14 protein-coding genes are annotated in these 14,756 nt (G+C 57.3%); 4 read left to right on the forward strand and 10 right to left on the reverse strand.

The window, feature by feature from the left end; translation table 11 throughout:
- Positions 1-11: 11 nt before the first annotated feature.
- The 6 genes from hisS to ndk form a co-directional block, all read right to left on the reverse strand.
- Entirely contained in the window at positions 12-1,286 is a 1,275-nt protein-coding gene (gene hisS / locus MFP24_RS20555; RefSeq protein ID WP_249232125.1) for a histidine--tRNA ligase, read from the reverse strand.
- Positions 1,287-1,424: 138 nt separating this feature from the next.
- The gene (gene ispG, locus MFP24_RS20560; RefSeq protein WP_249232126.1) at positions 1,425-2,546 is read right to left on the reverse strand and encodes a flavodoxin-dependent (E)-4-hydroxy-3-methylbut-2-enyl-diphosphate synthase; all 1,122 of its coding nucleotides are present in this window, start codon (positions 2,544-2,546) and stop codon (positions 1,425-1,427) included.
- Between the two features lie 42 nt (positions 2,547-2,588).
- On the reverse strand, positions 2,589-3,596 hold the full coding sequence (rodZ, locus tag MFP24_RS20565) for a cytoskeleton protein RodZ (RefSeq protein ID WP_249232127.1): 1,008 nt from the start codon (positions 3,594-3,596) through the stop codon (positions 2,589-2,591).
- Positions 3,586-4,341, reverse strand: coding sequence for a type IV pilus biogenesis/stability protein PilW (gene pilW / locus MFP24_RS20570; protein ID WP_249232128.1), 756 nt, complete (start codon positions 4,339-4,341; stop codon positions 3,586-3,588). Before pilW ends, rodZ begins: the two co-directional genes overlap by 11 nt.
- 152 nt (positions 4,342-4,493) lie before the next feature.
- A complete protein-coding gene (gene rlmN / locus MFP24_RS20575) occupies positions 4,494-5,675 on the reverse strand; it encodes a dual-specificity RNA methyltransferase RlmN (RefSeq protein ID WP_249232129.1) in 1,182 nt (393 codons plus the stop codon).
- 136 nt (positions 5,676-5,811) lie between these two features.
- Positions 5,812-6,240 (reverse strand): nucleoside-diphosphate kinase, encoded by a 429-nt coding sequence (ndk, locus tag MFP24_RS20580; RefSeq protein WP_249232130.1) that lies wholly within the window; start codon positions 6,238-6,240, stop codon positions 5,812-5,814.
- Between the two features lie 387 nt (positions 6,241-6,627).
- Here ndk and MFP24_RS20585 point away from each other — a divergent pair, with 387 nt between their 5' ends.
- The 4 genes from MFP24_RS20585 to MFP24_RS20600 all read left to right on the forward strand — a co-directional run bounded on the left by MFP24_RS20585 (position 6,628) and on the right by MFP24_RS20600 (position 11,369).
- The gene (locus MFP24_RS20585) at positions 6,628-8,190 is read left to right on the forward strand and encodes a PTS transporter subunit EIIC (RefSeq protein ID WP_249232131.1); all 1,563 of its coding nucleotides are present in this window, start codon (positions 6,628-6,630) and stop codon (positions 8,188-8,190) included.
- A 13-nt stretch (positions 8,191-8,203) separates the two neighbouring features.
- A complete protein-coding gene (locus tag MFP24_RS20590; RefSeq protein ID WP_249232132.1) occupies positions 8,204-9,565 on the forward strand; it encodes a 6-phospho-alpha-glucosidase in 1,362 nt (453 codons plus the stop codon).
- A gap of 91 nt (positions 9,566-9,656) precedes the next feature.
- Complete coding sequence (gene sseA, locus MFP24_RS20595; protein WP_249232133.1) at positions 9,657-10,508, forward strand: 3-mercaptopyruvate sulfurtransferase; 852 nt, start codon at positions 9,657-9,659, stop codon at positions 10,506-10,508.
- A 72-nt stretch (positions 10,509-10,580) separates the two neighbouring features.
- Positions 10,581-11,369: a MurR/RpiR family transcriptional regulator gene (locus MFP24_RS20600; protein WP_249232134.1), complete on the forward strand. Its 789-nt coding sequence runs from the start codon at positions 10,581-10,583 to the stop codon at positions 11,367-11,369.
- A gap of 586 nt (positions 11,370-11,955) precedes the next feature.
- Here MFP24_RS20600 and sseB read toward each other — a convergent pair.
- The 4 genes from sseB to fdx all read right to left on the reverse strand — a co-directional run bounded on the left by sseB (position 11,956) and on the right by fdx (position 14,755).
- A complete protein-coding gene (gene sseB / locus MFP24_RS20605; RefSeq protein ID WP_249232135.1) occupies positions 11,956-12,753 on the reverse strand; it encodes an enhanced serine sensitivity protein SseB in 798 nt (265 codons plus the stop codon).
- Positions 12,754-12,823: 70 nt separating this feature from the next.
- Positions 12,824-14,119 carry an aminopeptidase PepB gene (gene pepB / locus MFP24_RS20610; protein WP_249232136.1) on the reverse strand — a complete coding sequence of 432 codons (1,296 nt, stop codon included), beginning with the start codon at positions 14,117-14,119 and terminating at the stop codon, positions 12,824-12,826.
- 88 nt (positions 14,120-14,207) lie between these two features.
- The gene (gene iscX / locus MFP24_RS20615) at positions 14,208-14,408 is read right to left on the reverse strand and encodes a Fe-S cluster assembly protein IscX (protein WP_249232137.1); all 201 of its coding nucleotides are present in this window, start codon (positions 14,406-14,408) and stop codon (positions 14,208-14,210) included.
- 11 nt (positions 14,409-14,419) lie between these two features.
- Positions 14,420-14,755: an ISC system 2Fe-2S type ferredoxin gene (fdx, locus tag MFP24_RS20620; protein WP_249232138.1), complete on the reverse strand. Its 336-nt coding sequence runs from the start codon at positions 14,753-14,755 to the stop codon at positions 14,420-14,422.
- Position 14,756: the final 1 nt, after the last annotated feature.

A 14,756-nucleotide genomic window follows, 5' to 3' on the forward strand; every position in this document is an offset into this window, starting at 1 on the left:
TGTCTCTCTCCTCAATCCAGTAACGTTGCCAGTCGCGCGGCGACGTCGGCCTGTGCCAATGTGTCCTGCTCGCCGTTTCGCAGGTTTTTTATCACCACCTGACCCGCGGTCACTTCGTTTTCGCCTAATACCAGCGCAATGCGCGCGCCCCACTTATCGGCGCGGGCAAATTGCTTTTTAAAATTGCCGCCGCCGTAGTTGGTCATCAGTTTCAACTGCGGCAGCGCATCGCGCAACGTCTCAGCCAGTTGTATCGCCGCCACCTGGGTGCCTTCGCCGGAAGAGATCAGATAGACGTCGACGCCCGGAGGCGCTTTAAACTCGGGGTTGATGGACTGCACCAGCAGCACCAGACGCTCCAGGCCCATGGCAAAACCCACCGCCGGGGTAGCGTGTCCGCCCAGTTGCTCAACCATACCATCATAACGCCCGCCGGCACAGACCGTGCCCTGCGCGCCCAGACTGGTGGTTACCCATTCAAAGACGGTGCGGTTGTAATAATCCAGACCGCGAACCAGACGCGGGTTAACGGTATATGGGATACCCGCCTGGGTTAAAAGTTCACCCAGCGCCTCAAAGTGCGCCCGGGACTCGTCGTCCAGGTAGTCGGTCAGCACCGGCGCGTCGTTAAGCAGCGTCTGCACCTGGGGATTTTTAGAGTCCAGCACGCGCAGCGGGTTGGTGTACATGCGGCGCAGGCAGTCTTCATCCAGCTGTTCTTTATGCTGTTCCAGGAACGCCACCAGCGCCTCGCGGTAACGGGCGCGGGCTTCCAGCGAACCAATCGAGTTCAGTTCCAGACTGACATGCTGCGCAATGCCCAGCACCCGCCACCAGCGGGCGGTGAGCAGAATCAGCTCGGCGTCGATGTCCGGCCCCTGCAAACCGAAGACTTCGCAGCCCAGTTGGTGAAACTGGCGATAGCGCCCTTTCTGCGGACGCTCATGGCGAAACATCGGCCCGATATACCACAGCCGCTGCTCCTGATTGTAGAGGATGCCGTGCTCAATACCGGCGCGGACGCAGGAAGCGGTATTTTCAGGACGCAACGTTAAACTGTCGCCGTTGCGATCCTCAAAGGTATACATCTCTTTTTCCACCACGTCGGTAACTTCGCCGATGGCGCGCTTAAACAGCGACGTCTGCTCAACGATGGGCGTACGGATTTCACTGTAGCCGTAGCTGCCGAGCACCTGTTTCAGGCTGTTTTCAATCCGCTGCCATAATGCCGTTTCGGCCGGCAGGTAATCGTTCATACCGCGAATGGCTTGAATATTTTTTGCCACGTCTGTTCTCTATGCATTTTTCAAAAAATAAACCCGATTATAGGGGGATTGATACCGCATCTTCAATGCACCGGTCTCCCCATCGGGTTCAGGAATAGTATTTGTGCGGATAACAGCCCAGGGCTGCGCCGACACGGATTATTTATCCACCAGATTTACCGTGATGCGCCGGCTTTCATCCATCATCGAGGCTTTGGCGCGGATTTTGGCTTCAAGCTGGTCGATCATCTGCTCATTATCGAAACGCTCCCGCTGCCGCACGCCGTCTTCATAAAAGCCGCTCTTATTGTGGCCGCCCGTTACGCCGATGGTGGAAACCAACGCCTCGCCCGGTCCGTTGACCACGCAGCCGATAATGGATACGTCCATTGGCGTGATGATATCTTCCAGCCGCTGTTCCAGCGCGTTCACCGTACCGATAACGTCGAACTCCTGCCGTGAACAGGTGGGACAGGCGATAAAGTTGATGCCGCGGGAACGGATACGCAGCGACTTCAGAATATCGAAGCCGACTTTGACCTCTTCCACCGGATCGGCCGCCAGCGAAATACGCAGGGTATCGCCAATCCCTTCGGATAGCAGCAGGCCGAGGCCGATGGCCGATTTAACCGCTCCGCTGCGCGCGCCGCCGGCTTCGGTGATCCCCAGATGCAGCGGCTGATCGATACGGGCGGCCAGCAGCCGGTAAGACTGTACGGCCAGAAAAACATCGGAGGCTTTCACACTGACTTTAAACCGATCGAAATTGAGACGATCGAGGATATCGACGTGGCGCATGGCGGATTCCAGCAGGGCTTCCGGCGTGGGTTCGCCATACTTTTCCTGCAAATCCTTTTCCAGCGACCCGCCGTTGACGCCGATGCGGATCGGTATATTGTAATCGCGCGCGCAGTCCACCACCGAGCGGATACGCGCTTCGTTGCCAATGTTGCCGGGGTTGATGCGCAGGCAATCGACGCCATACTCCGCCACCTTTAACGCAATGCGATAGTCAAAATGGATATCGGCGACCAGGGGAACGTTAACCTGCTGTTTGATAAGTTTGAACGCTTCCGCCGCATCCATGGTGGGAACGGATACGCGCACAATATCGACGCCGACGCGTTCCAGTGATTTGATTTGATTGACCGTCGCTTCAACATCTGTGGTTCGGGTGTTGGTCATGGACTGCACCGCGATCGGCGCTCCATCCCCAACAGGCACCTTACCGACGTAAATCCGCTTTGATTTCCGACGGGTTATGGGTGCAGCGTTATGCATTACTTCTTCTCCAAAATTGCAGCATCACCAAGACAAATTGCGTTATTCCGCCGCCAGCGTCAGACGTGCAACCTGATTGCTTCTCACATACCGGCTTAAATCGACCGGTTTACCTTGAAACTGAATCTGTACCGCCGCGGGCGCGCCGATTTTCAGACTATAGGGAGGCTGGCCGCTCAGGTTCAGGGAACCGCCGTTGCGCTGCATCCCGCTGAACAGTTTTTTGCCGCTGGCGTCCGTCACCTCTAACCAGCAATCAGCGGTGAAACTCATCGCCAGCGCCTGCCCCGCGTCGGCGGACGGGGTCGTGCCGGCGGAAACGGGGCCGGTAGCCGGCGCCATCGCGCTCTGGCTCAGTAACGCATTATCCTCCGCCTGCGGCTGCCGTTCCGCGGAGGCGGGTTCCGGCGGCGTCGCCGTCTGGGCGGCGGAAGAAGGTGCGGATTCGGCCTGTTGCGGGGCCGAGCCGGCGCTATTCACCGGCACATCCACCGGGCTGGAGGGCGCGGCATCGAAAGCCGTCGCATCCTGCGGCTCGGTATTATCGCCATTATCCATCAGCGGCACCGATTGACCTTCACTTTGCGCCTGTAGCGAACTGGCGTGGCCGACCATGGAGTTGATTTCCTGCTGCTGCGCCTGATGATTCTGCCACCACCATGCGCCGGTCAGCCCCAGGACGACTATCACCACCAGCCAGGTGAAGGTCATTAACCAGCCGTCCCGCTTCTTGCGGCTTTTCCCTAAGGAAAAACTCTGCATGGGGGCCACATTCGACGCCCGGGGAGCCACATGCTTGTCCAGCATGGGTAACAGTTCACTCTCAGGCAGGTGAACCAGCTTCGCATAAGAACGGATATAACCACGTAAAAAAGTCGGCGCCAAATCGGTCGGCGTATTGCCGTCTTCAATCTCACGCACGGTGGAAAGCTTCAGACATAAACGTTCGGCGACGGTCTGCTGGGTCATTCCCAGACGCTCGCGCGCCTGGCGCAGACGTTCGCCGGGGATGGTGGATTCTGTGTTATTTTGAGTGGCTTCAGTATTCATTAGCTAAGAACTGCTGGTACTGTTTAGATTGTGGAAAACTTCGCGCCAGCAATTTGCCGTAATGCTCAAGCTCGTCATCACGGTTCGCCAGCGCGGCGAAACGAATCTGTAACCATAAACTCTCGGCACTGGCCGGAAGAATATGCTGATAAACGCCCAGAAGCAATTGAGCCTGCTGGTATTTTCCGGCGGAAAAGCGTTTATCCGTCTCTGCCAACAGCGTAGCGCCCTTCGCGGGATCATGCTTCAGCGCCTGACTTAATGCGCGACGCGCATTATCATCCTGCCCGGCTTTGAAAAAGCAATACCCTGCATTTTCCAACGCATCGGCAACCTGACGGTAATCGGGGAGTTGCGCGGCCGCGTCAAACTGTCGCTGCGCCGCTCCATACTGCCCTAAACCACACAGAAACGCACCGTAATTATTCATTACGCCGCCGTTTCCCGGCGCCTGCCTTAGTGCCAGTTGATAGCGCCGTTCAGCGGCCTGATTGGCGCCAATCCGCTGTTCATAAAGCGCCATGCCCAACTGGGTGCGGTAGTCTTGCGGCGCCGCCTGCAACGCCTTTTCAAGATTCCGCCGGGCCGAGTCGAGGTCATTGCGGGCCAGATACTCCAGCCCTAACTGTAAACGGGTTTGCGCCGCCGGATTCGCCCCTTCATTAGGCGGAGAAGCGCATCCGGCCAACAGAAGCGCCGCGACCACCGGCAACCAACCACTTCCCTGCCTTGACTGTTGCGTCATTCCTGACTTCCTTGCGTTGGCATCCCGACCCGTCATATCAGCGACCATGCGACTTTACGCCGTTCATGGTAACAGCCATTCCCGCCCGGGAATAGCATGATTAACCGCGCTAATGTAGCGCTACTTTCATTTATAACCGGGACGATTAGGTATCAGACCGTTTTAACCGCGATAGGTTCACCCGCCATTTTTTTCTTCAGCGTGCGTTTGGTTCTGTCCACCACTTCACCGGCAAGCTGACCGCAGGCGGCGTCAATATCGTCGCCGCGGGTTTTGCGCACAATGGTGGTAAAACCGTATTCCATAAGCACTTTGGAAAAACGATCGACCCGGCTGTTCGAACTGCGGCCGTAAGGCGCGCCGGGAAAGGGGTTCCAGGGGATCAGGTTAATCTTGCACGGCGTATCTTTCAGACATTCGGCCAGCTGATGCGCATGCTCCGTACCGTCATTGATATGGTCCAGCATCACGTATTCCACCGTGACGCGCCCCTGATTGGCGTTGGATTTCTCCAGATAGCGCCGCACCGCGCCCAGGAAGGTTTCAATATTGTACTTCTTGTTAAGCGGCATGATTTCATTGCGGATTTCATCATTCGGCGCGTGCAGGGAAATCGCCAGGGCCACGTCGATCATATCGCCCAGCTTATCCAGCGCCGGCACCACGCCGGAGGTCGACAGCGTGACGCGCCGTTTCGACAGGCCGAAACCGAAATCATCCAGCATGATTTCCATCGCCGGCACCACGTTGGTCAGGTTGAGCAGCGGTTCGCCCATCCCCATCATCACCACGTTGGTGATCGGTCGCTGGCCGGTAACTTTGAACGCGCCGATGATTTTGGCCGCGCGCCACACCTGGCCGATGATTTCGGAAACGCGCAGATTGCGGTTAAAGCCCTGCTGCGCGGTTGAGCAGAATTTGCACTCCAGCGCGCAGCCCACCTGCGAAGAGACGCACAGCGTGGCGCGATCCTCTTCCGGGATATACACCGTTTCCACACGCTGGTCGCCAACCAGAATCGCCCACTTGATGGTGCCGTCGGAAGAGCGCTGCTCATCCACCACTTCCGGGGCGCGGATCTCGGCAACCTGCTGTAATTTGGCGCGAAAGACTTTGTTTATATCGGTCATCTGGGCGAAATCGTCGCAGCAGTAGTGGTAGATCCACTTCATTACCTGATCGGCGCGGAAGGGTTTCTCCCCCAATGAGGCGAAAAACTCGCGCATTTGCTGACGGTTAAGATCCAACAGATTGACTTTTTCCGCCGCGGATTTGGCGAATTGGGGCGCTACGGCGGACGCCGGTGAAAATTCGGACACGATTTGTTCGGACATAGGGACTCTTGGCCTCGTTATTACACGTTATGGCGCGAAAAAAGGATAGTTAAAGAAATGCCCCGAACGAGCGCGGGCTCATTCAGGGCGCAGCATTGTACAAAGTTTAGTACCGCCAGGCCAGCGGTGCGCGGAATTAATTCCGCGGACAGATTTCATCGGCGCTGAAAAAATAGGCGATTTCGCGCTGCGCGGACTCGAGGGAATCCGATCCGTGCACCGCGTTGGCGGTAAAGCTGTCGGCGTAGTCGGCGCGCAGCGTGCCCGCCAGCGCGTTCGCCGGGTTGGTGGCGCCCATGATATCGCGGTTGCGCTGCACGGCATTTTCGCTTTCCAGCACCTGCACCATAATCGGCCCGGAGATCATAAAGGAGACCAGTGCGTCAAAAAACGGCTTGCCCTGATGTTCGGCATAAAAGCCTTCGGCTTGCTCACGCGTCAGATGCAGCATTTTGGCCGCCACAATGTTGAAACCCGCGCTTTCAAAACGCGCATAAATCGCACCAATGGCATTCTTCGCCACAGCATTCGGTTTTACGATGGAAAAGGTACGTTCTACCGTCATATTGACCTCATTAACTGACTATCAGATAGCATCCGGATGATAAAAATTATCTGCCTCACACACCGACCGGGTAAATGTTCAGGATGCGTAAAGTGGCGCAGATTATAGGGTGGCCTGAACCACTTGCCTATCAGAGACGTAACATCTTATTAAAAAAATATTATCTTCTCCCCTACCTTATCGGCGGTGGCCGTTCAGCCGTATTGCCCAATCCTTCCGCAAGAACGGCGCGGCGGTAACAAATCATCGGCGATCACAGTTCTGAAGGTTACCTGTGACATTATGCGTTATTTGTTTTTAAAACAATAAGATAACTGGAATAACATCTTCATTCGCTGCTAGCCTTGCTCTGTACCCACCCAATAATGACCACCAAGAGAGACGATAATGAAAAGAGCGGTCAATGCATTGCAGAATTTCGGCAAATCGCTGTATGGGCCAGTGTTGATTTTACCGATTGTCGGGCTGTTTATCGCCTTTGGCAATGTATTTGGTAACGGCAATCTGGCCGGTTATATCCCCTTGCTCAACCATCCGCTGATTCAGGATTTCGGTCAGTTGGTTTCCAAATCCGCCGTGGCGATCCTGGCCAATCTGGCGCTGGTGTTCGCCGTCGGCATTCCCATCGGGCTGGCAAAGCGCGATAAAGGCTACGCCGCGCTGATCGGCCTGGTGACCTTTATCATCTTTATCAATGCGATGAACATTACGCTGCAGCTACAGGGAAAACTGGTGCCCGCCGCGGAGATGCGCGCGGCCGGACAAGGCATGGTGCTGGGGGTTCAAGTGCTGGAGATGGGCGTTTTCGCCGGCATCCTGATCGGCGCATTCGCCGGCTATCTGTATAACCGTTATTCCGGCAAACAGTTTGACGGGGTGATGGCCATCTACTCCGGCCACTGTTTCGTCGCCATTCTGGTTATCCCGCTGGCTATCGCCCTCGGCTTCGCGATGAGCGCCGTTTGGCCTTTCGCCCAGCAGGGCATCAGCCATCTGGCGTTCGCCATTAAGGGCGCCGGGCCTTTCGGCATCGCCATCTACGGCTTTCTGGAGCGTATTCTGATCCCCACCGGGCTGCACCACCTGGTTTATACCCCGTTTCTCTACACCGAGCTAGGCGGTTCGACGGAGGTGTGCGGCACTCTGTATCAGGGCGCGCGCAACATCTATTTCGCCGAGATGGCCTGCCAAAGCGTTAAACAGCTTAGCCCGACGGTGGCCTGGGATGCGCGCGGCATCAGTAAAATGTTCGGCCTGACGGCGGCGGCGCTGGCGATGTATGTCACCGCCAAGCCGGAAAAACGCCTGGCCGCCAAGGCGATTCTGGTCCCGGCCGCGTTTACTTCTTTCCTGCTGGGGGTGACCGAACCGCTGGAGTTCTCTTTCCTCTTCGTCGCTCCGCTGCTGTTTGCGGTACACGCGGTGCTTACCGGGCTGGGCATGATGCTGTTCTCGGTGCTGGGGGTACACGCCATCGGCGCGAACGGCGTGATCGACTTCCTGCTGTACAACCTGCCGTTGGGCATCGAGAAATCCAACTGGCCGATGTATATCGCCGTGGGGTTAACCATGTCGGTGATTTACTTCTTTGTCTTCCGCTTCCTGATCCTCTATTTCGATATGCCCACGCCGGGGCGTGAAACCGATGAGGAAGAGACCCGGCTGTACTCCAAAACCGACTATCAGGCCAGGGCGCAGCAGCAGCTCAAAGACGACGGCCGCCTCGTCGGCCTGACCATTATCGCCGGGCTCGGCGGCAAACCCAATATCGAGGTGGTGGACAACTGCTATACCCGCCTGCGGGTTACGGTAATCGACCCCGCCATCGTCGACGACCAGCAGCTTAAAACCACCGGCGCCAAAGCAATTATCCGTCAGGGCAACAATGTGCAGGTGGTATACGGACTGCACGTCAAAACCATACGCGAAGCAGTTGAAAACGCGCTTTAACAGGAGACCGACCATGACAAAACCCCCGTTTATTCTGACTATTGCCGGCGGCGGCAGTACCTATACGCCAGGCATCGTGAAAAGTCTGATGGTACGTCTCGCCGACTTCCCGCTGGCGGAAATTCGCCTGTACGATATTGACGGCCCGCGTCAGGCGACCATTGCCCCGGTGGTGGAGAAAGTGATCCGCGATCACAGCAGCGAAATCGCCTTTACCATCACCACGGATGCGCAAACCGCTTTCAGCGGCGCGCACTTTGTCTTTGCCCAGATGCGCGTCGGCCAGTACAAAATGCGCGAGCAGGATGAAAAAATCCCGCTGCGCCACGGCGTGGTCGGCCAGGAGACCTGCGGTCCCGGCGGGCTGGCCTACGGCCTGCGCACCATACTGCCGATGGTCGAGCTGATCGATCTGGTGGAGCGTTATGCGCATCAGGACGCCTGGATCGTTAACTACTCCAATCCGGCGGCCATCGTTGCCGAGGGGGTGCGCCGTCTGCGCCCGCAGGCGCGGGTGCTGAATATCTGCGATATGCCGGTGGCGGCGATGCGCAATATCGCCGCCGTGCTCGGCGTGCGGCGCGAAGAGATTACGGTTGATTACTTTGGCCTGAACCATTTCGGCTGGTTTACCCGCATTCTGGTCGATGGCGTCGATCGCCTGCCCGAACTGCGCCGGCACATTGCGCGCTACGGCCTGCTGACCGCCGATGCCGCCGACACCGATCCGCAGCATTCCGATCCCTCCTGGGTGAAAACCTGGCGCAACATTAAGCCGATCATGGATCATTTCCCCGACTTCGTGCCCAACCCTTACCTGCAGTATTACCTGATGCCCAATCACATCGTGGAACATCAGGATCCGGACTATACCCGCGCCAATGAGGTGATGGACGGACGCGAGAAAAAGCTGTTCGCCGCGGCGGCCAGCTACCGGGAAACCGGTATTCTGCCCGATGCGTTCCACGTTGGGGTACACGGCGCCTTTATCGTCGACGTGGCCTGCTCGCTGGCCTTCGACCTGCGCCAGCGTCATCTGGTGATTGTGGAAAACAAGGGCGCCATCGCCAACCTGCCATACGACGCCATGGTGGAAGTGCCGGCCTATATCACAGCGCAGGGGCCGGAGCCGGTGCGGATGGGCAACGTGCCGCAGTTTCACCGCGCGCTGCTGGAACAGCAGTTGGCTTCGGAACAGCTGCTGGTGGAAGCCACCATAGAAGGCAATTACGAGAAAGCCTTGCAGGCTTTCACCCTTAATCGCACCGTTCCCACCATGCAACACGCCAAAGCCATTCTCGACGAGATGATCGAGGCGAATCGCGAATACTGGCCGCAGTTAAAACAAGCATATAGCGACGGCGTCGCGCAGTAAGCGCGCACTTGTCGCGACAGGAAAAATCGCTGACAATGAATCCATCATTGCGCATCGGGGCTGAATCCGTCGGTCCCTGAATGGGGGTTCTATGTCAGCATCTTCTTCCGAACTGTTTGTTTCCGCCGCCTGGCTTGCCGGCAATCTCGACGATAGCGATATCGCCCTTATCGACGCCCGCATGTTGCCGCCGGGCGAAACCACCCGCGATATCCACGCCGAATACCGTGCCGGACATTTACCCGGCGCGGTGTTTTTCGATATTGAAACCTTGTCCGACCCGCATTCCGACCTGCCTCATATGATGCCCGACCAGGATGACTTTGCCCGCGCGATGGGCAAACTCGGCGTCAACGAGCGGCAGCATATAGTCATCTATGATGAAGGCAATCTCTTCTCCGCCCCCCGCGCCTGGTGGATGCTGCGTACCTTCGGGGCGGAGCGGATTTCAATCCTCAGCGGCGGGCTGGCGGGCTGGAAAAAACAGAGTCTGCCGCTGGAACAGGGAGACGTCGAACCGGCGGCCCGGACTTTCAACGCCCGGATTGACGCCGCGGCCATTCGCCAGCGCGACGACCTGCTGGCGATTATCAATGATGCCTCGGCGCAGATTGTCGATGCCCGGCCCGCCGCCCGTTTTAACGGCGAAGTGGATGAGCCTCGCCCCGGCCTGCGCCGCGGCCATATTCCGGGCAGCCTTAACGTTCCCTGGAGCGAGCTGGTCGCCAACGGCGCGCTGAAACCCAACGCCGAACTGGCGACCATCCTGCATAAGCACGGCGTGGACTTCAGCCGGCCCATCGTTGCCAGCTGCGGCTCCGGCGTGACCGCCGCGGTGGTGGTTCTGGCGCTGACGCTGCTGGACGTGCGGCAAGTGGCGCTGTATGACGGCTCGTGGAGCGACTGGGGCGGCCGGGATGATGTTCCAATCACGCTGGATTAAGCCGGACGGTGCGCATGATTTTACTTTCCGGTTGTCATGAAGCGTTATTGCGAACATTCAGGAGCCGCAAGCATGGATAATCGGCTGGCGTCATTGATGCAGCACGGTCAGGATTTAACCCGCGCCGAGTATCGCGTGCTGGCTTTCATTGCCGCGCACTCCTCCATGATCGGTAAAATAACGGTGCGCGAGCTGGCGCAGCAAACCTATGTGTCGACCGCGACCATCATGCGCCTGTGCCAGAAAATAGGGTTCAGCGGCTACAGCGAATTTATCTATCACTGCAAGCAGTTGCTGACGGAAAGTCCGCGTTTGCCCCCCGTTTCCGCGCCGCCGGCGGCGAATAATCATCTGCCGCCCGCCTTTCAGCATTTTATCGATAACTACCAGCGCACCTTTTCTTATATTACCCCCGCGGACAGGGCGTCGTTCAGCCAGATACTGCGTCAGGAAAGCCATTTTTTTCTCTACGGCGCCGGGTTCTCTCATCTGTTCGCCGAATATCTGGCGAAAAAACTGCAGATTCTCGGTAAAGACGCCTTCTCCTCCGGGCTGGGGGACAGCAGAGGGATATTTCTGAGCAACGCGCCGAAATATCGGGTATTTATCGCCATCTCGCGCAGCGGCGAAACGGAGCAGGTGCTGGATAAAGCGCGTATCGCCGGAAATATCGGCATGAAAGTCATCGCCTTTACCCGCGCATCGCTGAATTCGCTGGGCGCGCTGGCCGATTTGCATTTTCAACTGTATGACGACGCGGTGCATTATGCGGCGGAGGCGGGCGAGATCGGCTCGTTTGAATCAAACCTGGTAATGCTGATCGACCTGCTGCTGTTGCAGGCGACAACGGCGGATAGCTAATTCCGCCGCTGCGTTTACGGAGTCCCCTCGACACCGTTATCTCCGAGGGCGATGCTTCAAGCAGTGCATATACTGTCTGGTCAATGTATGGGGTTACCGGAGGAAAATAATAATGGAACAAGATATTATTTTTTCCTCCCCATCTGTGTGGCCTATAATCGGGTACTATATTATTTCAATTATTTTATTTATCTTGCTTTACCACATTAAAATAAAGGTAAATCAAAAGCATAACTACCTTTTATTTATCGTGTATACTTTATTTGTTATTGCTATTTCCGCAATACAGTTTTGTATTTTTATGCATGGAACAAACTTTGTTAACCACTTCTTGCATATAGATATAGATGTTGATTTCGGCATATATAGTTCAATTCGTTGGGGTTCGTTATTCTTTTCTTTGATATATCCTTTTGCAACGCCAAGAAACAATTTTGTGAAGTTTATTTAGTTGTATTGTTAATATTTACTCACTGCCGAACCGGCCAAAGGTCTCAAGCATGACGCTCTCAACCAGTTCCCGACGGCCCGGCAATGATGGCGCGTCCGAACCGGACACGCCATTTATGGCAATCGCGCTGTCAGGTCAGGCCTTGCCGCTATTTTTAAAATCCCGCAGGAAGCTGCCCCACCGGCGCTCATAGAACGGGGTGGTGTGCTTGGTCAGATAATGGCTGATGCCCGGCTCGCCCTCTTTCACCAGGCACAGATCGACGGGCCGCTCGTCGGGCAAGGTGTCGCTGGCCACGCTGCCCGCCGCGCGGATAACCTCTTCCACATCATCGACATCCACTTCCAGGCCGATTAACAGATGCGGCTCCTGCGCGCCGGCCTCATGAATCTGGGCCAGAAACGCCCGGCGAACCTGCCGGTATTTGGGAAACAGCTGCGTCAGGGAATCGATCATCTGCACCGGCATGTCGGCGGGCTGGCTGAGCAGCACTTCAGTCTCTTCCTCCACCACTCGCTGCTGCACGAATCCGTGCCCCTCGCCGGAGAGCATATGCTCCACTTCCTGCGGCAGAAACTCTTTGCCATAGGGCAGCCTGGGGTTGAGAAATAGCGTGGCGCCCAGCGTCAGTTCAAACAGCGAACGCGCCGGCAGCGCTAAAAACGACTCTTCTTTGGTCACCGCCAGCTGTAGCGCCTCCAGCGAAGAGAAAAAGGGAATGGCGGAAGAGCCATCGTCCTTTTCCCAATGCTGAAGCTGCACGTTGCTGCCCGCGTGCAGAACCTTCTCCCCCGCCTCGTCGCCGTCGTCGGCGCTGCCCAGCACAAACACCGTGGCCTCCATCAGCTCATTGAAAAACTCCGGCCGGTGAGCCGGCTCGCCGGCGGCAAGAATCAACACCTCTTCCAGTTTGTTTTGCGGAGAAAAATCCATACCTATCCTCAACTCATCATGGCGCCCGGCGGCGCATCCTTTAGCTTAAAACGGCTTGCGGCAACGCCGATTACCCGGCCTTGCTCAGCAGCAGGTTCGCCAATGTTCTAACCCCCAGCCCGGTAGCGCCGGTCGCCCACTGCTCTACCGCCCCTTTGCGATAAGTGGCCGAACAGTCGATATGCAGCCAGCCTTTCTGATAGTTCTGCACAAAATGAGACAGAAACGCGGCCGCCGTGCTGGCGCCCGCGCTGTGCGCCGCCCCGGCTATGTTGTTTAAATCCGCGAAGCTGGAAGGCAGGTGGCCGCGGTGAAACTCTTCCAGCGGCAGGCGCCAGAAGGGTTCGCCCTCCTGTTTGGCGCTGTGCTGTAACGCGGCGGCCAGTTCATCATCAAAGCTGAACAGGGCGTGATAATCATTCCCAAGCGCCGTTTTCGCCGCCCCGGTCAGGGTGGCGCAATCGATGATCCACTGAGGATGCTGCTCAGCAGCGTCGATCAGGCCATCCGCCAGTACCAGGCGCCCTTCCGCATCGGTATTCATCACCTCGACGCTCTTGCCGTTGCGATAACGGATAATATCGCCCAGCTTGAACGCGTTGCCGCTGACCATATTGTCCGCGCAGCACAGATACAGTTTAACCCGCCGTTTCAGCCCGCGGGCGGCGGCCAGCGCCAGGGCGCCCGTCACCGTGGCCGCCCCGCCCATATCCGACTTCATGGAGTCCATAAAGCCGCTGGGCTTCAGGCTGTAGCCGCCGGTGTCAAAGGTAATGCCTTTGCCGACCAGACAGGCGAACACCGGAGCGTCCGGGTTGCCGGTGGGGTTGTAATCCAGCGCCAGCAATACCGGAGGACGCGTCGATCCGCGGCCGACGGTATGAATACCCGCATAGTTTTGCGTGCGCAGATCGTCGCCTTTGGTAATGCGATAGCTGATGGCCTCGCCGGCGACGGCGTGCAACAGATCGATCGCCCGGGTCGCCAGTTGTTCAGGCCCCAGATCCTCCGCCGGAAGGTTGATGGTGTCGCGCACCCAGTCAACGATGTTAAGACGGTCGTCCAGCTCTTTTTTGTCGGCCTCGTCAAGCGCCGACCACTCCACCGTACCCTGCCCTTTCGGCCCACGGTATCCCTGCCAGAATGCCCAGTTGCTCTCCAGATCCCAGCCTTCACCGGCCAGCTTGACGTGCCTGATCCCCTGGCCGTCGATTTTACGGGCGGCGCGTTGGATAATCGCCAGCGGCGACTTGCCGTTCAGGTGGATGGTAAAACCCCGGTCGTTGGCGCTTAACAGCGCCTTCTCTCCCCAGCGCGCATCCGCGGGTTGGGTGGAGAGTGAAATCAGCATAGCTTCGCTTGTCATAGTTCTGCTCCCGATTGTTCTGTAAACTGCCTGTGCCTCAGCGCACAAAACAGTGCGGGCCGCCGTAACAGGCAGCCCGTGATGTCAACTATTCCGCTTCGTCCAACCAGACCAGCAGGATCGCTTCCAGAATTTTCTCGCTGGACGCATCCGGCGCGTCGTCAAACTCTTCCAGCTCGCAAATCCACTGGTGCATATCGGTAAAGCGCACGGTTTTCGGATCGAGCTCGGGAAACCGATCGTAAAGCGCTTCGCCGATCCCACGGCTGTCCGTCCATTTCAATCCCATAGCCACTCCCGTCAATGTTCACGCGCATGATTAATCGTGTAGCGCGGGATTTCAACCACCAGGTCCTCATCCGCTACCCGCGCCTGGCAGCCTAACCGGCTTTCCGGCTCCAGCCCCCAGGCCTTGTCCAGCATGTCATCTTCATCTTCCGTACTCTCCGCCAGCGAATCGAACCCTTCCCGGACGATACAGTGGCAGGTGGTGCAGGCGCAGGATTTCTCGCAGGCATGCTCAATTTCGATACCGTTGCGCAGCGCCGCGTTCAGAATACTTTCTCCACGCTCTGCTTCCAAAACCGCCCCTTCAGGACACAGATCCTGATGCGGCAGAAAAACAATCTTGGGCATG

Source organism: Brenneria tiliae (assembly GCF_023347575.1).
GTDB classification, from domain to species: Bacteria; Pseudomonadota; Gammaproteobacteria; order Enterobacterales; family Enterobacteriaceae; genus Brenneria; species Brenneria corticis.